Below are 19,644 nucleotides of genomic sequence, written 5' to 3'. Positions count from 1 at the left end.
GGACACTCGCCCTACGGCGCACCATGGTTACCTTCCTCGCCGGGGGTACGGGCACCCCCAAACTCCTCGACGGGGCCGCCGGGGTGTTCGACCCCGCCGAGACGACCGTCGTCGCCAACACCGGCGACGACGTGGAACTCGGCGGCCACCTCGTCTGTCCCGACGTGGACACCGTCCTCTTCGCCGGCGGCGGCGTCCTCGACACCGACCGCTGGTGGGGAATCGCCGACGACACCACCGCGACCGACGACGAACTCCACCGCCTCGCCGACGCGGCCGGGCTCGAACCCGGGCCGCGCTACCTCCCCGAGTCGGCCCAGACCGTCGGCCGCGACATCGCCCGCTGGCGGCGCTTCTCCGGCGTCGCGGAGTTCATGGAAATCGGCGACCGCGACCGCGCGGTCCACATCACCCGCACCTCGCTTCTCGACGAGGGGAACTCGCTCACCGAGGTCACACGGACGCTCGCCGACGCCTTCGACCTCGACGTGTCGCTCCTCCCGATGAGCGACGACCCCGTGGCGACGCTGATTCACACCGACGAAGGGACGATGCACTTTCAGGAGTACTGGGTCCACCGCCGCGCCGACCCCGCCGTCCGCGACGTGGAGTTCCGCGGGGCCGACGACGCCGCAGTCACCGACGAAGTCGCCGACGCCCTCGCAGAACCTGTCGTCGTCGGCCCCTCGAACCCCGTCACGAGCATCGGGCCGATGCTCGCCATCGACGGCTTCGCGGACGCCCTCGCCGACACGCCGGTCGTCGCCGTCTCGCCGTTCGTGGAGGACACCGTGTTCTCCGGCCCCGCCGCCGACCTCATGGAAGGCGTCGGCTACGACCCCTCGACCGCGGGCGTCGCCGAGGCCTACCCCTTCGCCGACGCGTTCGTCCTCGACGCGGACGACGGCACCGACCTCGACCGCCCGGTCGTTCGGACCGACACCCGAATCGACGGTCCCGACGACGCCGAGCGCGTCGCCCGCGCCGTTTCCGAGGCGCTCAGCGAGGTGTCGTGATGTTCGCCCCGCGAGTCGCCGTTTCGAGCCTCAGCGGCGAGTCCGACGCCGCGTGGGCCGAGGGCGCGGCCCCCCACGTCGGCGCGGCGTTCCTCGGCGGCGTCGCCCTCGACGAGCCCTCGCAGGCGGCGGCCCGCGACCTCGTCGCCCGCGGGCGCTCGGAGTTCCTCGCCGACGACCCGGTCGCCTTCGTGTCCGACCAACTCGATTCCCTCGCCGGGTTCGACGGCGAAGACCGCTTCGTCGCCGTCAACGTCAGAGCGACCTCGGCCGACCCGATTCGAGAGGTCGCCGCCGTCTGCGCCGACCGCGGCGCTGGCGTGGAGATAAACGCCCACTGCCGACAGGACGAACTCTGCGCCGTCGGCTGTGGCGAGACGCTCCTGCGCGATTCCGACCGACTGGCCGCGTACGTCGCCGCGGCCGCCGAGTCGGACGCGCCGGTCGGCGCGAAAGTCCGCGCCGAAATCGACGGCGTCGACCTCCCGAGCCTCGCGGTCACGCTCGCCGACTCGGGGGCCGACTGGCTCCACGTCGACGCGATGGACTCCGAAGCCGTGATTGCCGACGTGGCCGCCGCCGCGCCCGACCTCTTTCTCGTCGCCAACAACGGCGTCCGCGACCGCGAGACGGCGACCGAGTACCTCGACTGCGGGGCCGACGCGGTGAGCGTCGGGCGGCCGAGCGACAATCAGACGGTCCTCCGCCGGGTCCGAACCGCCGTGGACGACTGGTTCGCCGAACGCGGGAACGCCGCCGAGTCGGGCGACGACGGCGGGGTGTCGGCCTGATGGTCGCGCCCGTCTCGGACCGCGGGTTCGGCCCCGCGCGCCACGCCGAACTCGCGCTCCTGCTCGAAGTCGCGGGCACGCCCAAGCCGGGCAACGTCGACCGCCGGCGCGACCTCTCTGACCTGCACTTCGAACACTTCCTCACGGGCGCGGTCGGCTCCGCGGCCGGTCTCGAACTGGCCGAATCGGGCGCGTCGGTCGGCGAGGCGTTCGAGGCGGCGGTCGCCGGGATGAGCCGACAGGGCGGCGGCAACACCCAGTTCGGCTGTCTCCTGCTTCTCGTGCCGCTCGTCCGGGCCGCCGCGGACGACGACCGCGACCTCACTCCCGCGGGCGCGACCGACGTGGCCGAATCGACCACCGTCGCCGACGCGGTCGGGTTCTACCGCGCGTTCGAACACGTCGACGTGGCCGTCGGCGAGGTTCCCGAGGACGCCCCGGACCTCGACGTTCGGCGCGGCGGCGACGCCGCCGAGGCGCTCCGAGAGCGCGGAGTCACGCTCTCCGACGTGATGGACCTGAGCGCCGACCGCGACGCCAACGCCCGCGAGTGGACCGGCGGCTTCGCCCGGACCTTCCGCGCGGCCGAGGCCATCCTCGCCGACGACGGCCCCGTCACCGACCGCGTCGCTCGCGCGTTTCTCGACCTGCTCGCGGAGGAACCGGACACGCTCGTGGCGACGAATCACGGCGAGGCCGTCGCCCGCGACGTGATGGCCCGCGCGGCCGACATCTCGGACCCCGACGAGGCCGAGGAACTGGCCGAGGCGTTCGTCGCCGAGGGCATCAACCCCGGGACGACCGCCGACATCGCCTGCGCGGCGACGTTCGTCGCGCTGGAGCGGGGGGTGCCGCTGTGAGCGACGAGCGCGAACCCGGCCCCGACAGCGCGGTTGACTGGCCCGTCGAACTCCGCGGCGTCACCGAGACGGTCGTCGCCACGCTCGGGCCGAACGACCGATGGAACTTCGCGGCGCTCGGCGTCCACGCGCCGGAGGCCGGCGACGCTCCCGCCGGCGTGTCTTCCGGGTCGCCACCGCCGGCGACCGCGACGACGTGGGGCAACACCCGGACCCGTCGGAACTTCCATCGACAGGGCGGCGGTGTCGTCCAGTTCGTCTCCGACCCGCGGGCGTTCGTCGAGGCCGCGATGACCATCTACGAGCGGGAGTCGCCGGTCCTCGACTCGGCCGACGCGTGGGCCGAAGTCGAGGCAACCGCGGTCGATTCCGGCGAGGACGGCGGGACCGAGTGGGAGGAATGGGAACTCCGGCCCGTCGATGCCGCGGTCGAGCAACGCCGACCGTTCACCATCAACCGCGGCTTCGGCGCGGTCGTCGACGCGACGGTGGCGGCCTCGCGCCTCGACGTGCCGGCGTTCGACACCGACGACCTGCTGGACCGACTCGACTACTTCGCCGAGACGGTCGAGAAATGCGGCGGGAACAGAGAGCGCGAGGCGTTCGAACGAATCGACGAGTTGACGGGCTGGCGCGAGCGGGCGGCCGCGAGACGGAACGAATCGTTTTAGTGTTCGTCCGGGGAATCTTCCGACATGGCAATCAAGCCCAAGTACGTCAAGCAGCTTGGTAACATCCTGCTGGAGCGATACCCGCAGGCGTTCAACACGGACTTCGAGACGAACAAGGACAGCGTCGAGGAACTGACCACGGTCGAGTCGAAGGGCGTCCGCAACCGCATCGCCGGCTACATCACGCGCAAGAAGGGCGGCCAGGGCGCGTAAGTTCGAGTCAGTCGATTCTCTCTGCGAACACATCTTCTCCAGCCCGCGCGGAGCGGCCGCGCCGGTCCGCTCGCGTCCGGGAGCCGCGGGCGCGTGGGCCCGCACGCGTCGGTTCCCAGTACACTATACCCGAACGAACCCCTCCCGAGGGCTTTCGACCGGTCCGGAGGAAGCGTTTAGGCCGCCCTCCCGCGATGCACCAGCATGCGCGTCATCGGTCACCGCGGCTGTCCCGCCCTCGCCCCCGAGAACACGCTCGCCGCCTTCGAGGCGGCCGCGAAACGACTCGACTGGGTCGAACTCGACGTTCGGCGCTGTGGTTCCGGCGAACTCGTCGTCTTCCACGACGAGACGCTTGACCGCCTGACCGGCGCGCCCGGCCGCGTCGCCGACACGAGTCTCGCGGAGTTGCAGGCACTCACGGTCGGCGACTCCGAGGAGTCGGTTCCGACGCTCGCCGCGGTGTTCGACGTCCTCCCGGACCGCGTCGCGGTCAACGTCGAACTGAAAGAAAGCGGCCTCGCCGCCGACCTCGCGGCCGTCGTCGCCGACGCGGGAAACGAGATACTCGTCTCGTCGTTCGACGCCGAGGCGCTCCGCGAGGTGCGCGAGGCGAGCGCGCTCCCGGTCGCGTTCCTCTTCGCGGCCGACTGGGCGGAGTCGCTGGCGGTCGCCGCCGACCTCGACTGCGCGGCCGTCCACCCGCACTACGACCTGCTCTCGTCGGCGCGGGTCGAGGAGGCGCACGACCGCGGCTTCGAGGTCAACGCGTGGACGGTCCCCGACCGCGAAGTCGCGCGGCGACTCCGGGAGTACGGCGTGGATGGCGTCGTCGTCGACGACCCGGGAGTCGCGGGGTAAACGACGGGCCACCGACTGCCGGCTACTGACTGCCAACTACCGAGACCGAGCGCCCCCGCGAAACGCCTGAAACGCCGTCTGGTCCCGTTTCACACCGAGCGCGAGCGAGACGAGGGCGACGACGATGCAGACCCCGACGACGGCAGTCGAGAGCGCGCTATCGGGAATGTAGCCGTTTGCCATCCCGAGTTCGACGCAGATCCCGACGAAGACGGCGGCGAGCGCCGCGGAGACGAAGTCGGGTTCGCGCTCGTCGGCGTAGTGTACTGCGACCGCGACGGCGGCGAACCCGGCGAGGACGGCGTTGAGAAACAGCCAGACGAGCGCGGATTGGACCATATTGGACCGACTGACGCCGGGCGAGAATGTGATCGTTCTGTCGTGAAACCGCAGACCCCCGATTTAGAACCGGTCGACGCGGCCCGAGGCGGCCCACGCGTCGGTCGGCGCGCCGGAGGGGACGCGGCGGCCACAGCCCGTGACCGATTCGAGGCGGCCGGCGTACCGCCAGCGCTTTTCGTTCCACGTCTCCTCGTCGTCGTCTGCGGCCGCGGCGGCCGCGGCGACCGACTGGTCGTGGAGGTGCGCGCCGACGGCGGCGGCGATGGCGGCGGCCTCCTCGGCGTCGGCGTCGTCCGGAATCGACAGCCCAGACAGCAGTTCGCCGCTCATAGCGGGATGTTGCCGTGTTTCTTATCGGGTTGGGACTTGCGCTTGGAGTTCAGCATCCGAAGGTCCGAGATGAGCCGCTCGCGGGTCTCGCCGGGTTCGATGACGTCGTCGATGAAGCCGCGGTCCGCGGCGGTGTAGGGGTTGGCGAACTCCTCGCGGTACTCCTCGATGAGTTCGTCGCGGCGGGCGTCGGGGTCGTCCGCGGCGTCGAGTTCGTCGCGGTAGAGGATGTTGACCGCGCCCTGCGGGCCCATCACGGCGATTTCGGCGGTCGGCCACGCGTAGTTCACGTCCGCGCCGAGGTGTTTCGAGGCCATCACGTCGTACGCGCCGCCGTAGGCCTTGCGCGTGATGACGGTCATGAGGGGGACCGTCGCCTCGGAGTAGGCATAGAGGAGCTTCGCGCCGTGGCGGATGATGCCGTTGTGTTCCTGGTCGGTGCCGGGCAGGAAGCCGGGCACGTCCACGAACGAGAGGATGGGGATGTTGAAGGAGTCGCAAAAGCGGATGAAGCGCGCGCCCTTCTCGGAGGCCTCGATGTTGAGGGTGCCGGCGTTCACGCGGGGCTGGTTTGCGACGATGCCGACCGAGCGGCCGTCGAGGCGACCGAAGCCGACGACGATGTTCTTCGCGAAGTCCTCTTGGACGCCGAAGAAGGAGCCCTCGTCGAGGACGCCGTCGAGCACGTCGTGGATGTCGTAGGGCTTGCGCGGCTGGTCGGGCACGACCTCGGCGAGGTCGTCGTCGACGCGCTCGGGGTCGTCCCACGGCTCGACGCGCGGTGGGTCCTCGACGTTGTTCTGCGGGAGGTACGAAAGCAGGTGGCGGATGTCGTCGAGCGCCTGTTCCTCGGTGTCGGTGGCGAAGTGGGCGACCCCGCTTGTCGAGGTGTGGGTCGTCGCGCCGCCGAGTTCGTCGAAGGTGACCTCCTCGCCGGTGACCGTCTTGATGACGTCCGGGCCGGTGATGAACATGTGGCTCGTGTCGCGGACCATGAAGGTGAAGTCCGTCAGCGCGGGGGAGTACACCGCGCCGCCCGCGCAGGGGCCCATGATGGCCGAAATCTGCGGGATGACGCCCGACGCCTCGGTGTTGCGGCGGAAGATTTCGCCGAAGCCGCCGAGCGACTGGACGCCCTCCTGAATCCGCGCGCCCGCGGAGTCGTTGAGGCCGACGACGGGCGCGCCGACCTCCATCGCCTTGTCCATCACCTTACAGACCTTCTCGGCGAACACCTCGCCGAGCGAGCCGCCGAAGACGGTGAAGTCGTGGGCGAAGACGAAGACGGTTCGGCCGTCGACCTCGCCGTAGCCGGTGATGACGCCGTCGCCGGGGAGCTTCGTCTCCTCCATGCCGAACTTGTGGTTTCGGTGGGTCCGGAACTGGTCGAACTCGCGGAAGGTGCCGTCGTCGAGGAAGTAGTCGATGCGCTCGCGGGCGGTCATCTTGCCCTTGTCGTGCTGGGAGGCGATTCGGTCCTCGCCGCCGCCCTTCAGGGCTTCCTCGCGCTTCTCGCGGAGTTCGTCGATCCGGTCTTCCATCGTCATGCCAGACCACCTTCGCTCATTGAAACATCGGTCCGCAGTCCTCGGTCAAAGGAGTTCCGCAATCCGGCAACCCTTACTTCGACAGTTGTCGAATAATAGATGGAACAATCATCACAGTTACGCCGCGGTGCGGGTCACTCCTCGCGGTCGCGTCAGTCGAAAACGGAGGAAACAGCGGAAACGGCGTCGAGTCACCGCCCGAACGCGGGGGGGTCGCCGCTCAGACGACCGAGTCGGGCTGTCGAAGCCCGAAGAAGGCGGCGGCGGACGCGACGACGGCGACGGCGACGGTCGGCCAGAAGCCGATGGTCGTGTCCACGCCGAAGTGCGTGAGGAGCGTGAACACGAGGAACAGCGGGAGGACGACGCCGACGGCGAAGAGCCACGGCGTGCCGAGGGACTTCCCGAAGTCGCCCGCGCCCGCGGCGAACTCTTCGAGCGCCTCGCGGCCCATGACCCAGCCGACGAACAGGAGGAACGCGGCGAGGCCGGCGGTCAGGAGGACGTTCACGAGCGGCCCGGCGACGAAGCCGAAGACGGCCGGGTTGAACGCGCAGACGGTCCCGGTGACGGCGACGAACGCGGTCATCCCGGACACGGCGCGTCCGCGGGAGACGCCGTACTCGTCGACGAGGAACGCGACGGGGATTTCGAGCATGCTGATGGAACTCGACAGCGCCGCGAGCGTCACGACGGCGAAGAACGCGGTGGCGATGAGCGTCCCCGCGGGGAGTTGCGAGAACGCTCCGGCGAGGCCGACGAACAGCGCGCCCGGCCCGGTGCCGGTCTCGGTCGGGTTGATGCCCTGCGAGAACAGAAGCGGGAAGACGACGAGGCCGGTGATGACGCCGACCGCCGTGTTGAGGATGGCGATGGCGCTCCCGTCGAAGGGAAGCGAGCGGTCCTCGCCGAGGTACGAGGAGTACGTTATCATCGTGCCCGCGCCGAGCGAGAGGGTGAAAAGCGCCTGCCCGGCGGCGGGACCGAGGATGGCGAAGAAGTTCTCGGAGATGACCGAGGGGTCGAACCGGAGGAAGAAGGCGTAGCCCGCGGCCGCGTTGGGCTGGGTCGCGGCCCAGCCGGCGAGACCGACGAGGAGGACGAGCACGGCGGGCATCATGACCTTCGTGCCGAGTTCGATGCCCTTGCGGACGCCCGCGAAGACGATGAGCGCGGTCAGGCCGAGAAACAGGAGATGGTAGAGCGCCGCGTCGACGCCGGCGGAGACGCCGCCGAAGTACTGGCCCGGATTCGTGAAGTACGCGGGACTCCCGCCGACGACCGCGGCCCCGCTTTCGAGGAGATAGCGGAGAATCCACCCGCCGACGACGCTGTAGAACGAGAGCAACGAGATGCCGGTGACGACCGAGAACGCGCCGACGATACCCCACTTGTTCGACCCCGAGAGGTCCCGAAGCGCGCCGACCGGCGACTTCTTCGCGCGGCGGCCGATGACGAACTCGCCGAGCAGTCCGGGGACGCCGACGAGGAGGACGATGCCGAGGTACACGACGAGGAACGCGCTACCGCCGTTTTCTGCGGTCTGCCACGGGAACCGCCAGATGTTCCCGAGGCCGACCGCGCTACCGACGGCCGCGAGGATGAACCCGAGCCGTGTTGCCCATGTTTCTCGTGTCATTGCCACCCATTGCCAGTCCACCGGTAAAAGGGCTTTCGGACCGACGATACGTCATCGGAGAAATTTAACGGTTTTGAGTGGTCTACGCGTGAAAATTGCCGTTGAATAGTCGGAGAATACGCGTCGCTACCGATGATTCCTAACCGCTCGAAAAGCGGGACCGTCAGCCGCCTCAGAGGGGCGGGATGATAGCCGGGCTCTCGCCGAGGAACAGCGTCTGGAGGCCGAGGGCGAGCGTCGCCACGACGGCGACGATAACGAGCGTGCGGGCGAGCCAGAGCCACGTCAGGCCGACGCCCTCGCCGAGTCCGCTCCCCTTCATCAGTTCGTCGATGGCGGGCGCGCCGTAGACCCACGCCGCGAAGACGAGGATGCCGAGGACCGAAAGCGGGAGGAGAAGTTGGTAGGCGAGCGTGTCGAACCAGCCGAGCCACGCGGTGTCGATGGCCGAGGGGACGCCGAGCAGGAAGATGACGCCGCCGAGGCCGACGGCCATCTGCGGGCGGGACACGTCGTAGTTGTCGATGGCCCACGAGACGACGACTTCGAGCAGGCTAATCGCCGACGAGAGCGCCGCGATGAGCACGACCGCGAAGAAGACGAGGCCGACTATCTGGCCGCCGGGGATGTCGCCGAACGCGCCGGCGACGCTGATGAACACCGCGCCCGCCCCGCTCGTGTTGGGGTCGATGCCCTGCGCGAACAGGAGCGGGAGGACGACGAGCCCGGCGAGGATGCCGACGAAGCTGTTCAGGAAGACGATGGTGATACCGTCGCCGAACAGGCTCTGGTCGCCGTCGATGTAGGAGGCGTAGGTAATCATCGCGCCCATGCCGAGCGACAGCGAGAAGAACGCCTGGCCGACAGCGAAGGGGACGATTTCGGCGAAGTTCTCCGACAACGCGTTGAAGTCGGGCGAGAGGAAGTACGCGTAGCCCGCCGACGCGCCGGGGAGCGTGAAGGCGAAGACGGCGAGCGCGCCGAGGATGACGACGATGCTCGGCACCATCAGCTTCGTCGCCTTCTCGATGCCGTCTTCGATGCCCGCGGCGACGATGCCGACGACGAGCGCCATGAAGACGGCGTGGAGCGCGAGCGCGTCCATCCCGGCGGACACCTGACCGAAGTACTCCGCGGGGGCGGCGAAGTACGCGCCCGTCAGGCTCCCGCCGATGTACCGGAGGACCCAGCCGCCGACGACGCTGTAGTACGACAGAATCCAGAAGCCGGTGAACAGGCCGATAGCGCCGACGACGCGCCACTCCTTGTAGCCGAGTTTCTCGAAGGCGCTGATGGTGTTCAGGTTGGCTTTGCGTCCGATGACGAACTCGGCGAGGATGGCCGGGAGGCCGATGCCGAGCGCCGCGACGATGTAGACGATCAGGAAGGAGGCGCCGCCGAACTCGGCGGTCTTGAACGGGAACTGCCAGATGTTCCCGAGGCCGACCGCACTGCCGACGGCCGCGAGGATGAACCCTGCCCTGGTTGCCCACGTTTCACGTTCGGTCATGTCTATCACCCTGTTGCCGATGTGGGCCTGATAAATGACGCGGTATGCCGTCGCATATCGGAGCGAAAATCAACATAATTCTCCAACCACCCGTAGTCTGTGTCGCGTTCGTCCGAATTTAGCCCCTAAGTATCCTCATTTTTCTAACGAGTGTCGTGTTCGTGAATCCCTTGCGCACCGTGTAAAAATTCGTGCGCACCGAAACGAATGTCATACCCTCTCGTGGCGAATGTTGCCACGAGTCAGGCGGCTCAGGCCTCGCCGTACACCGGGACGGCCGCGCCGCTCGTCACGGGAGTCGCGTCCGAACAGAGCGCGAGAACGGTTCGGGCGATTTCCTCGGGTTTCACCCACGCGTCGAAGTCGGCGTCGGCCATCATCTCGCGGTTCATCGGCGTGTCGATGACGCTCGGCATGACCGCGTTCGCGCGCACGACCCCGCGGTTCTCCTCGGCGATGGTTTCGGTGAGCAGGCGCACGCCGGCTTTCGACGCCCGGTAGACGCCGTCGCCCTCACCGCCCTCCAGCGACGAGCGGGCCGAGACGCTCACGACGGAGCCCTCGGTCTCGCGGAGATGCGGAACCGCGTGTTTCGACGCGAGGAACATCGTCTTGAGGTTCACGTCGAACAGGAAGTCGAAGGTGTCCGCGTCCGTCTCGTCGATGGGCGTCCCGCCGCGCCACGTCCCGGCGATGTTGGCGAGGTGGTCGAGGCGGCCGAAGTCGGAGACGACCGCATCGACGATACGCGCCACGTCGTCCTCGTCGGTGAAGTCGCCCTCGTAGAACCGAACCTCCTCGGACTCGAAGAAGCCGTCCTCGTCGTCGGGTTCGACCACGTCCGCGGCCGCGACCGACGCGCCCGCTTCGTAGAACGCGCGGGCGACCGCGCCGCCGAGCGCGCCGCTCGCACCGGTCACGAGAGCTACGGTTCCGTCGAAGTCGAATACCACGTCCATGTCCGTGCGGTACGTGCGCACGGAACATAATTCGGTCGCGGCTGTGCGCCCGCCGGCGACCGGCCGCCACCGACCGCAGTAGTGCGGGGAGACGGCCCGTCAGGGCGTGATGACCAACTTGCCGAGGAAGCTGTCTTCCATGACGGCGCGGTGGGCCTCGGCGGCCTCGTCGAGGTCGTAGGTCCGCGCCACGTCGATTTCGAACTCGCCCGCGCCCATCTGGCCGGCGAGTTCGCGGAGGGGCGCGGAGAGGTCGGGCGTGTTGAACATGCTCATCATCGTCAGCGAGAGGTCCTTCCCCCGGGCCGACGACGACAGGTCGAAGCCGACTTCGGGGTCGTTCTCGCCGATGCCGACGACGCAACCGCCGTGGGCGGCCACATCGGCGTCGAACTGGAGGTAGTCGTCCAGCCGGTGGTCGAGCGTCAGGTCCACGCCGTCGCCTGTCGCGGCCTCCAAGACGGCGTCGGCGAGGTCGTCGCGGTCGTAGTCGAGGACCACGTCCGCGCCGAGTTCGGCCACCCGGTCGTGGTAGTCGGGCGCGGCGGTGGCGATGACGCGGGCCCCGGACGCCGCGGCGAGTTGGACCGCGGCGTGGCCGACGCCGCCGGAGCCGCCGTGAATCAGCACCGTGTCGCCCAGTTGCATCCGGCCGTGGTCGACGAGGGCGCGCCACGCGGTGACGCCGGCGACGCCCGCGCCGCCGGCCGCGACGAGGTCCACGTCGTCCGAGAGGACGGCCAGCCGGTCGGTCGGGACGGCCGCGAACTCGGCGTAGCCGCCGTAGTGGTCCTTGCCGATGCCGGTGCCGACGACGTGGTCGCCCTCCGCGAATCCCGTCACGTCGGCCCCGACCGCCGCGACCGTTCCGGCCACGTCGACGCCGGGAATCATCGGCATCGCAAACGGCTGGTACGAGCCCTCGCGGAAGTACGTGTCCACCGGGTTGACGCCCGCGGCCGCGACTTCGACGAGGACCTCGCCCGCCGCCGGTTCGGGCGTGTCGATGTCGTCTACCTGAAGCACGTCGCGTCCGCCGTGGTCGTGGAATCTGACAGCGCGCATAGTTACACAGGAGTTCTTATCCTATTACGTATTTTCCCTACACCATGGACCGAAACCTCGCGCCGTGGCAGAAACGAGACGGTCCAATGTACCTCTCCGAGAAACAACTCTTGAACCGGCTAGTAGAGCGTGGGGTTTCCACGCCCGAGGACCTCGCGGAGGACCGGTTTCGAGAGAACGTAATTCGGCTTCAATGCCGCTTGCTCGCCCGTGTAGGGGCAGTCGTGGAAGTCGCTGAAGATACGTTCGAAGCGACCGCATCTGGTGAGACCATTTTCTCCGAGGAGGGTTGCTCTCCCTGGTTCTCTGGGGAGGATCTCGTCATCGGTGAGGAACTCTGTGTCTCTGACTGGCGTCTCACCGACTTCTCTAAGTTGGACCCGACAGACATCAAGCAGATTAACCTCCAATTCTTCGAAGATCCGGAGAACGACTATCGAATCCTCAACGAGTCGCCAACATATACCCAACAAAAGATTCTCGGAGCTACCGATTGGAAACTAAACCGCTTGCTCCGCGAGTTCCCACGGACAGAATCACTCTCACAGCAGTGCGCACATTGGATGCGTGCGTTCGCTGGGATTCACACGTTTCCGGATGCGAACCACCGAACAGGCATGGCCTCCTTGTACGGTTTACTGAAGCAGAACGACGTCGAGTTCCCCGACGAAGAGTGGCCGGGCGACCACATCGAGCGTGCCGTACTCCATTCAAAAATAATCCGCGGCCTCCACTCAGATGTGAAATATAATTCCCTGTGGCTGAAAGACGAACTATACGTTAGCTGGCATCGCTACTTCCGAAATTTCCTCTTGGACTGCGAGAACCGCCTGCCGATGAATCCGACGCTCGAACAGTTACGAAGCGTAATCAATCACGGCCGGGAAAACGGATTTTAGCTTAGACTCGGTCCTCGGCGACCTCGCCGGGAGAACCCATCGCCACGTACTTATCGTGGTTCTTCTCGATGTTCTTGCTGATTAGATCCAGCGTATCTGGGTTCATCTCTGTATGCGATTTAGATTGCATGTACGCAAAAGTGTTTTCCTATCCAGAGCTTCGGGAGTCATCTGCCCGTAGGCGCACCACACAGACCTCATAGAAAGCATATCTGAAAAGAGAATTTTTCATCAAGAGAATCTGACACCGTCGGCCCTGAACGTAGATGAATGGGATTTAAGCGCGTGCCTTCCCCTCCCACGCATGGTAATGAAGCTTCACGAATACCAGGCGAAGGACATCTTCGCAGAGGCTGGGATTCCGGTGCCAGAGTCCCGTCTCGCGTCGTCGGTAGAGGAGGTCATGGAGGCGGTCGAGGAGATCGGATACCCCGCCGCCATCAAGGCGCAGGTACACGTCGGTGGGCGTGGCAAGGCCGGTGGCATCAAAATCGCCACGAACGAAGACGAGGCTCGACAGGCCGCAGAGGACATCCTCGGGATGGACCTCAAGGGCTACACGGTCGACCGAGTGCTCGTCGAGGCCGGCGTCGACTTCGAGAACGAACTGTACGTCGGCGTCACGATGGACCGAAGCGAGGGCAAGCCCGTCGCGATGGTCTCGACGGAGGGTGGCGTCAACATCGAGGAAGTCGCAGAAGAGAACCCGGACGCAATCGCCCGCGAGCACATCGACCCCGCGTTCGGCCTGCACCCCTATCAGGCCCGGAAGGTCGTCTTCGAGGCGGGTATCCCCCGCGACGTCGCCTTCGACGTCGCCTCGTTCCTCACGACGCTGTACGACCTCTACGAGTCGAACGACGCGTCGGACATCGAAATCAACCCCGTCATGATAACGTCCGACCGCGACATCGTCGCCGCGGACGCCGTCATGAACATCGACGACGACGCCCTGTTCCGTCACGACGACCTCGCGGCGATGGAAGAAGACGCCTACGAGAACGACCTCGAAGCCAAGGCCGGCGAGTACGGCTTCGACTACGTCCGCCTGTCGGGTAACGTCGGCATCATCGGCAACGGCGCCGGGCTCGTCATGACGACGCTCGACCTCGTGGACTACTTCGGCGGCGAACCCGCTAACTTCCTCGACATCGGCGGCGGCGCGAAGGCCGAGCGCGTGGCGAACGCGCTGGACATGGTGTTCTCCGACGAGAACGTCGACTCCGTCGTGTTCAACATCTTCGGCGGCATCACCCGCGGCGACGAGGTCGCCAAGGGTATCAACGAGGCGCTGGAGAGCTTCGACGAGATTCCCAAGCCGGTCGTCGTCCGCCTCGCGGGCACGAACGCCGAGGAGGGCATGGAGATTCTGAACACGGACCTCGTACAGGTCGAGGGGACGCTGGAGGACGCCGTCCAGCGTGCCGTCAAGAACGCACAGGAGGTGTCCCAATGAGCATTTTCGTCGACGACGACACGCGAGTGGTTGTACAGGGTATCACGGGTGGCGAAGGCAAGTTCCACACCCGCCAGATGGTCGAATACGGCACGAACGTCGTCGCCGGGACCTCTCCCGGAAAGGGCGGTCAGGACGTCGACGGCATCCCCGTCTACGACACCGTCGAAGAGGCGGTCGACGAGGAAGACGCCAACGCCTCGGTCGTGTTCGTCCCGCCGGCGTTCGCCGGTGACGCCATCTTCGAGGCGCTCGACACGGACCTCGACCTCGTCGTCGCCATCACCGAGGGCGTCCCGACGCAGGACATGGCCAAGGTGAACAAGCGCCTGTCGGAGACCGACACGCGCCTCATCGGCCCCAACTGCCCGGGCATCATCACGCCCGGCGAGTCCAAGCTCGGCATCCTCCCCGGCAACATCTTCGAGGAGGGGAACGTCGGCCTCGTCTCCCGCTCCGGCACCCTCACCTACCAGGTCGTCTCGAACCTGACCGAGCGCGGAATCGGCCAGACCACCGCCATCGGCATCGGCGGCGACCCCATCATCGGCACCTCGTTCGTCGACGCCCTCGAAGCGTTCGAGAACGACCCCGACACGCACGCGGTCGTCATGTGCGGCGAAATCGGCGGCGAGGACGAAGAGCAGGCCGCGAAGTTCATCGCGGAGAACATGGACACGCCCGTCGCCGGCTTCATCGCCGGCCGCACGGCACCGCCGGGCAAGCGCATGGGTCACGCCGGCGCTATCGTCTCCGGGTCGGGCACGGGCACCGCGGAGTCCAAGATTTCCGCCCTCAACGACGCGGGCGTCCCCGTCGGCGACACCCCCAACGAGGTCGCCGACCACATCGAAGACTTCCTCTAAGCCCGCCCGAAGCGGCTTTCCGTTTTCTTCGATTCTTTTTTGCGCCCTATCGCAACGCCGCCCCGCACAGCCCACAGCGCCCGCCGTCGGTCGCGTTCGGCGCGCCGCACTCCCGGCAGACCGCCGTCCGCCGACGCGACTTCTCCCGTGCGGACCGCAGGAACGTCGTCGGGTCGAGCGCCGTGCCGGTCGGCCCGTCTTTCTCGTCGACCCTGTCGAGGACGCGCTCGACGAGGTCGTCCTCGCGCATGGCGTCGAGCAGTCTGACGAACCCGACGAACAACAGCGACGGCGCGACGATGCAGAAGCCCGCCACGAGCAGGCGGAACTCGGTTTCCATGTGAACCGCTAGCTTCCAACAGACGTATGATTGACGCTCGGGTCGGTCCGGTCCGGTCCGGTCCGGTCCGGTCCGGCCCACCCGGCGCGTATTCCGTGCCCGGCGGTGTCTGTTCGGCCGTCGCCGCGGCGACGTATTATCTCGTTTGATACTCGAAGGCACGGATTTATGCACCGCATTCGGGTCGGTACGGTAATGGCCGAGAATCTCGTTTTGGAGGCCGAATCACGGCTTCCTGATGCGATTACGGAGAGCTACATGCGGCGGCTCGTCGCCGCGATGCTACTCGTCTCAGTCCTCGTCGCCGGCGTCGGAGCCGTCCAGTATCAACAGACGGCATCCACGATAGACGAGAACGCCCGCGCCGACCTCCTCACCGAGGCCGAACGCGAGGCCCTGCAGGTGGACACGTGGTTCGACGAGCGCGAACGCCTCGCCACCATCGTCGCGGACGACCCCGCCGCCGGGAGCACGCTCGACGGCCGTTCTTCGGCGACCCTGACGGCCGCGAAAGCGGACATGCCCGCGGACGTGGCGGCGCTCCACTTCGTCGACACCGAGACGACGACCGTCGTCGGCTCCTCCGAGGAGGGCGCGGTCGGGACGACGCTGTTCGAAAGCGGGTCGCTTCCGCTCCCCGCGAGCGCCGACCTCTCGGACGACGGCGTCGAGCGGACCACGGTCTACGTCGAAGACGGCGTCGCCTACATGGGCTTTGTCGCGCCGCTTCCGTCCATCGAACCCCGCGCAATCGTCCTCGTCGCCGAGGCGTCCTCGCTCGGGGCCGCGCTCGACGGCAACCGCATCGACGGCGGCTTCACCCAGCTCGTGACGACCGACGGGAACGTCCTCTACGACGGCGGCGGCGGCCAATCGAACGTCGCCTACCCCGCGGCCGAGGCGACCGAACTCGACGACGCCTTCGCCGGCGAGACGGGCGTCGCCCGCCTCGCCCCGGTCGAGGGCTTCGTCTCCTCGCCGCACGTCGTCGCGCACGTCCCCGTCTCCGGCGGCGTGCTCCTCCTGCACGCCCCCGCGAGCCACGTCTTCGCGCTCTCCCGAAGCGTCGGTCTGGAGATTGCGACACTGCTTGCGCTCTCGGTACTCGGCTTCGTCGCCTTCGCGCTCATCGTCCGCGGCAACACCGCGCTCCCGCTCGTCGACCTCGCGTCGACCGTCGCCGCGCTCCGCGACGGCGACCTCGACGTCGACCTCGAAACCGACCGGAGAGACGAGTTCGGACAGGTCGTCCGCGGTATCGGCAACCTCCGGGACGACCTCCGCGACCAGCGGACCGACGCCCGGACCTACAGCGAGGCGATGACCCGCGCGGCCGACGGCGACCTCCGCGTGCGCCTCCCGACCGACTCCGAGAGCCGCGACATGGCGACCGTCGCCGCCGCGTACAACGAGATGATGGACGACATCGAACAGACCGTCGGCACGGTCAAGACCTTCGGCGAGGACGTGGCGACGCTCGCCGACCGCGTGGCCGACCGCGCCGACGACGTGTCCGCCGCGAGCGAGGAGGTGTCGGCGTCGGTCCAGCAGATTTCCGAGGGCGCGAGCGAGCAGACCGACAGCCTCGTCGCCGCCGCCGACGAGATTAACGACCTCTCGGCGTCCATCCAGCAGATCGCCTCGTCGGCCGACGAACTCGTCCGGCTCACCGAGGAGGCAGAGGCGCGCTCGCTGGACGGCCAGACCGCCGCCACCGACGCCCTCGACGACATCGACGCCGTGCGCGCCGAGACGGAGGCGACCGTGGGGGAGGTCCGCGAACTCGACGACCGCCTCGCCCAAATCGAGGAAATCGTCGAGGTCATCACCGACATCGCCGAACAGACCGATATCCTCGCGCTCAACGCGAACATCGAAGCCGCCCGCGCGGGCGAGGCCGGCGAGGGGTTCGCCGTCGTCTCCAACGAGGTCAAACAGCTCGCACAGGAGACGAAGTCCTCGGCGGGCGACATCGAGTCGCTCGTCGCCGAAATCGAGAGCCAGCGCGACGCCGTCGTCTCCCGCATCGAGCGCATGCAGGCGCAGGTCGAAGAGAGCGCCACCTCGGTCGACGAGGCGCTTTCCTCCTTCGACGGCATCGTCGAGCGCGTCGAGGAGACGACCGCGAGCGTCCACGAGATTTCGGACGCCACGGGCAGTCAGGCCGACTCCTCCCAAGAGGTGCTCTCGATGACCGACGAAATCGCGGGTATCTCCGAGGAGACCGCCGCCGAGGCCGAGAACGTCTCCGCGACCGCCGAAGAACAGAGCGCCGCGCTCGTGGACGTCAACGGTGACGTGCGCGAGCTCTCGTCGCACGTGAGCCACCTCGACGACCTCCTCGACGCGTTCGAGGTCGACGACGGCGACGTGGCCGCGACCGTCGACGACGTGCTCGGCGAGGATGCGACGACAGGAACCGACCCGGACCGGACCCGCGCCGCATCCGAGTCGCGCCCCGAGCGAGAGCCCTCGCCCGCGGACGACTGAGATGCGCGTCGACGACATCATGACCGAGGAGGTTGCGACCGTCGAACTGGGGTCGAGCGTCGCCGACTGCGCGCGAACCATGCTCCGCGGGGGCGCGGGGAGCGTCGTCGTGATGGCCGACGGCGGCCCCGCGGGCATCGTCACCGAGTCGGACGCGCTCCGCGCCGGCGTGGCGAGCGGGAAGCCGCTGTCCGCGGTCCCGACCCGCGCGGTCATGTCGAGTCCCATCAAGTGGGTCCGACCGGACTCCACGACGCGCGTGGCCGCCGAGAAGATGCGCGACCAAGGGGTGAAAAAGCTCGTCGTCGTCGACGGCTCGGAGATGGTCGGCATCGTGACCGCCACGGACATCGCCTTCCATCTCTCGGACGTGGCCCGGGGCGTCGGCCAGATGATAGAACTCAAGGACAAATGGGAGTCGGACCGCCGGTTCCGCTGACCGCCGCCCGCCGGTCGCCGGGCGTTCCACGCCGATTGCTATCACGAACCAAATCGGCGAAGCGTTGATAACGACGTCTCGCTTCTAGTCGCGACGAGTGTACGACCGTCTCGCGTCGATTCGTCCCCGCGTCAGGTCCGGCCTCGAACGAGCGTTCGCGGCGGACCACACACCTCACGAGGTGGCCGCCAGCTTCGCGTTCGGCGTCTTCTTCGTGGCCATGCCGACCGCGGGGACCGCCCTCGCGCTGTTCGCCCTCATCGGCTACTTCGTCGAGCGGGCGAGCCGACTCGCGCTCGTCGCCACGCTCGTCGTGTTCAACCCGCCCGTCAAGTGGGCGGTCTACGGCGCGAGCTTCTGGCTCGGCTCGCACCTGTTCGGCCCGGTTCCGGGGGCCTCGGTCGCAGACGTGTCGCTCAGCGCCGGCCTCGATATCCTGTTTCGACAGCTCGTCGGCAACACGATTCTCGCCGTCGCCCTCGCCGTCGTCGGCTACGCGGTGACGCTCCAACTGGCGCGTCTGCACCACCGGCGACAGCGGTCGGCGTCGCCGGCGGGGGCCGCCGAGAGTCGAAGCGACGACGCCCGACCCGACGTGCCGTCGTGACTACCGCTGTGACTGCTCTTCTCTGCCCTCCTCGAACGCCCGGAGCGACTGGATGAGCTTGTAGCCCAGATAGACGACCGCGAGCGGGATGAGGAGCAACAGCGCCAGAATAACGAGTTCCGGACCACCGGGAATCTGCAGGAGGGTCATGGGCGGAGTTCGCGGGGGGAAAACATAGTGGTTGGGTGGTGCGGGAGACTGTATGGTCGGTGAGTGGTGCGGTGGGTTGTGTCGGGTGACGCGCTCGCTCCGCTCGCGTGAACCTCACTCGCTCACAGCGTTCGCTCGCCGGTTCAAATCTGCCCGGAACCACGTACACGACGCCGACGCGAGAGACATAGAGGCCTCTCGCGGTCGTGGCGTCGGAGAGAAGTGGGTTGGGGCAGATTTGAACTGCCGGCCTCCTCCATGTCAAGGAGGTGTCATAACCAGACTAGACCACCAACCCGGTGTTGCGAACATCGCCGAACGCCGAAACGCGGGAAGAGGAGTGGGTTGGGGCAGATTTGAACTGCCGGCCTCCTCCATGTCAAGGAGGTGTCATAACCAGACTAGACCACCAACCCGGTTACGGTGCTTCCCGCGCTCGTTCGGACGCATCTCTCCGTTGTCCGGGGTTACAATTTAAGCTTTCGAATCGGACTACGTGCGGCGATTCGGGCCACAGCGCGGTCCCGCCGTCCGAGGCGGGCGATTCGCCCCGGGCGGAGACGGGCGATGGCGGCGATTTTCGCCAGCCCGAC

At 67.6% G+C, this 19,644-nt stretch carries 21 protein-coding genes and 2 tRNA genes; 12 read left to right on the top strand and 11 right to left on the bottom strand.

The window, feature by feature from the left end:
• Positions 1 to 23 precede the first annotated feature (23 nt).
• The 6 genes from cofD (at position 24) to C441_RS07735 (ending at position 4,412) form a co-directional block, all read left to right on the top strand.
• Positions 24 to 1,016 carry a 2-phospho-L-lactate transferase gene (gene cofD, locus C441_RS07760; protein ID WP_007274616.1) on the top strand — a complete coding sequence of 331 codons (993 nt, stop codon included), beginning with the start codon at positions 24 to 26 and terminating at the stop codon, positions 1,014 to 1,016.
• Entirely contained in the window at positions 1,016 to 1,807 is a 792-nt protein-coding gene (locus tag C441_RS07755; protein ID WP_007274615.1) for a tRNA-dihydrouridine synthase, read from the top strand. Before cofD ends, C441_RS07755 begins: the two co-directional genes overlap by 1 nt.
• Entirely contained in the window at positions 1,807 to 2,667 is an 861-nt protein-coding gene (locus tag C441_RS07750) for a triphosphoribosyl-dephospho-CoA synthase (RefSeq protein ID WP_007274614.1), read from the top strand. The genes C441_RS07755 and C441_RS07750 overlap by 1 nt, the downstream gene beginning before the upstream one ends.
• Complete coding sequence (locus C441_RS07745; protein ID WP_007274613.1) at positions 2,664 to 3,338, top strand: DUF447 domain-containing protein; 675 nt, start codon at positions 2,664 to 2,666, stop codon at positions 3,336 to 3,338. Before C441_RS07750 ends, C441_RS07745 begins: the two co-directional genes overlap by 4 nt.
• Before the next feature lie 24 nt (positions 3,339 to 3,362).
• A complete protein-coding gene (locus C441_RS07740; RefSeq protein WP_004042417.1) occupies positions 3,363 to 3,551 on the top strand; it encodes a 30S ribosomal protein S17e in 189 nt (62 codons plus the stop codon).
• Positions 3,552 to 3,755: 204 nt separating this feature from the next.
• Positions 3,756 to 4,412, top strand: a complete 657-nt coding sequence (locus tag C441_RS07735; protein WP_007274612.1) for a glycerophosphodiester phosphodiesterase — start codon at positions 3,756 to 3,758, stop codon at positions 4,410 to 4,412.
• Between the two features lie 36 nt (positions 4,413 to 4,448).
• Here the strand turns inward: C441_RS07735 and C441_RS07730 are convergent, their stop codons facing one another.
• The 7 genes from C441_RS07730 to C441_RS07700 form a co-directional block, all read right to left on the bottom strand.
• Positions 4,449 to 4,751 carry a hypothetical protein gene (locus C441_RS07730; protein ID WP_007274611.1) on the bottom strand — a complete coding sequence of 101 codons (303 nt, stop codon included), beginning with the start codon at positions 4,749 to 4,751 and terminating at the stop codon, positions 4,449 to 4,451.
• Positions 4,752 to 4,814: 63 nt separating this feature from the next.
• Positions 4,815 to 5,084, bottom strand: a complete 270-nt coding sequence (locus C441_RS07725; protein ID WP_007274610.1) for a hypothetical protein — start codon at positions 5,082 to 5,084, stop codon at positions 4,815 to 4,817.
• Positions 5,081 to 6,625, bottom strand: a complete 1,545-nt coding sequence (locus C441_RS07720; protein ID WP_007274609.1) for an acyl-CoA carboxylase subunit beta — start codon at positions 6,623 to 6,625, stop codon at positions 5,081 to 5,083. Before C441_RS07720 ends, C441_RS07725 begins: the two co-directional genes overlap by 4 nt.
• 226 nt (positions 6,626 to 6,851) lie before the next feature.
• Positions 6,852 to 8,270, bottom strand: a complete 1,419-nt coding sequence (locus C441_RS07715) for a sodium-dependent transporter (RefSeq protein ID WP_007274608.1) — start codon at positions 8,268 to 8,270, stop codon at positions 6,852 to 6,854.
• A gap of 172 nt (positions 8,271 to 8,442) precedes the next feature.
• Positions 8,443 to 9,780 carry a sodium-dependent transporter gene (locus tag C441_RS07710; RefSeq protein WP_007274607.1) on the bottom strand — a complete coding sequence of 446 codons (1,338 nt, stop codon included), beginning with the start codon at positions 9,778 to 9,780 and terminating at the stop codon, positions 8,443 to 8,445.
• A gap of 251 nt (positions 9,781 to 10,031) precedes the next feature.
• Positions 10,032 to 10,739, bottom strand: coding sequence for an SDR family oxidoreductase (locus C441_RS07705; protein WP_007274606.1), 708 nt, complete (start codon positions 10,737 to 10,739; stop codon positions 10,032 to 10,034).
• A gap of 99 nt (positions 10,740 to 10,838) precedes the next feature.
• Positions 10,839 to 11,804: an NADPH:quinone reductase gene (locus C441_RS07700; protein WP_007274605.1), complete on the bottom strand. Its 966-nt coding sequence runs from the start codon at positions 11,802 to 11,804 to the stop codon at positions 10,839 to 10,841.
• 44 nt (positions 11,805 to 11,848) lie between these two features.
• On the opposite strand from C441_RS07700, the gene C441_RS07695 reads away from it, so the two are divergent.
• The 3 genes from C441_RS07695 to sucD all read left to right on the top strand — a co-directional run bounded on the left by C441_RS07695 (position 11,849) and on the right by sucD (position 15,025).
• Positions 11,849 to 12,703 (top strand): hypothetical protein, encoded by an 855-nt coding sequence (locus C441_RS07695; protein WP_239640820.1) that lies wholly within the window; start codon positions 11,849 to 11,851, stop codon positions 12,701 to 12,703.
• Between the two features lie 310 nt (positions 12,704 to 13,013).
• A complete protein-coding gene (sucC, locus tag C441_RS07690; RefSeq protein WP_004969832.1) occupies positions 13,014 to 14,159 on the top strand; it encodes an ADP-forming succinate--CoA ligase subunit beta in 1,146 nt (381 codons plus the stop codon).
• Positions 14,156 to 15,025, top strand: a complete 870-nt coding sequence (gene sucD, locus C441_RS07685) for a succinate--CoA ligase subunit alpha (RefSeq protein WP_007274603.1) — start codon at positions 14,156 to 14,158, stop codon at positions 15,023 to 15,025. Before sucC ends, sucD begins: the two co-directional genes overlap by 4 nt.
• 46 nt (positions 15,026 to 15,071) lie before the next feature.
• Here the strand turns inward: sucD and C441_RS07680 are convergent, their stop codons facing one another.
• On the bottom strand, positions 15,072 to 15,365 hold the full coding sequence (locus C441_RS07680; protein ID WP_007274602.1) for a hypothetical protein: 294 nt from the start codon (positions 15,363 to 15,365) through the stop codon (positions 15,072 to 15,074).
• Positions 15,366 to 15,560: 195 nt separating this feature from the next.
• On the opposite strand from C441_RS07680, the gene C441_RS07675 reads away from it, so the two are divergent.
• The 3 genes from C441_RS07675 to C441_RS07665 all read left to right on the top strand — a co-directional run bounded on the left by C441_RS07675 (position 15,561) and on the right by C441_RS07665 (position 18,901).
• Entirely contained in the window at positions 15,561 to 17,855 is a 2,295-nt protein-coding gene (locus tag C441_RS07675; protein ID WP_049920501.1) for a methyl-accepting chemotaxis protein, read from the top strand.
• 1 nt (position 17,856) lies between these two features.
• Positions 17,857 to 18,294 (top strand): CBS domain-containing protein, encoded by a 438-nt coding sequence (locus C441_RS07670; protein ID WP_007274600.1) that lies wholly within the window; start codon positions 17,857 to 17,859, stop codon positions 18,292 to 18,294.
• A 97-nt stretch (positions 18,295 to 18,391) separates the two neighbouring features.
• Positions 18,392 to 18,901 carry a DUF2062 domain-containing protein gene (locus C441_RS07665; RefSeq protein WP_007274599.1) on the top strand — a complete coding sequence of 170 codons (510 nt, stop codon included), beginning with the start codon at positions 18,392 to 18,394 and terminating at the stop codon, positions 18,899 to 18,901.
• Here C441_RS07665 and C441_RS19880 read toward each other — a convergent pair whose 3' ends face one another.
• The 3 genes from C441_RS19880 to C441_RS07655 all read right to left on the bottom strand — a co-directional run bounded on the left by C441_RS19880 (position 18,902) and on the right by C441_RS07655 (position 19,467).
• The gene (locus C441_RS19880; RefSeq protein ID WP_007274598.1) at positions 18,902 to 19,051 is read right to left on the bottom strand and encodes a hypothetical protein; all 150 of its coding nucleotides are present in this window, start codon (positions 19,049 to 19,051) and stop codon (positions 18,902 to 18,904) included.
• A gap of 223 nt (positions 19,052 to 19,274) precedes the next feature.
• Positions 19,275 to 19,349, bottom strand: a tRNA-Val gene (locus tag C441_RS07660).
• A 43-nt stretch (positions 19,350 to 19,392) separates the two neighbouring features.
• Positions 19,393 to 19,467 (bottom strand) — tRNA-Val (locus C441_RS07655).
• Positions 19,468 to 19,644 lie beyond the last annotated feature (177 nt).

The organism is Haloferax sulfurifontis ATCC BAA-897 (genome assembly GCF_000337835.1).
GTDB lineage: Archaea > Halobacteriota > Halobacteria > Halobacteriales > Haloferacaceae > Haloferax > Haloferax denitrificans.
Note: the sequence above shows the minus strand (reverse complement) of the source record. Positions and strands in the feature narration are given on the sequence as shown.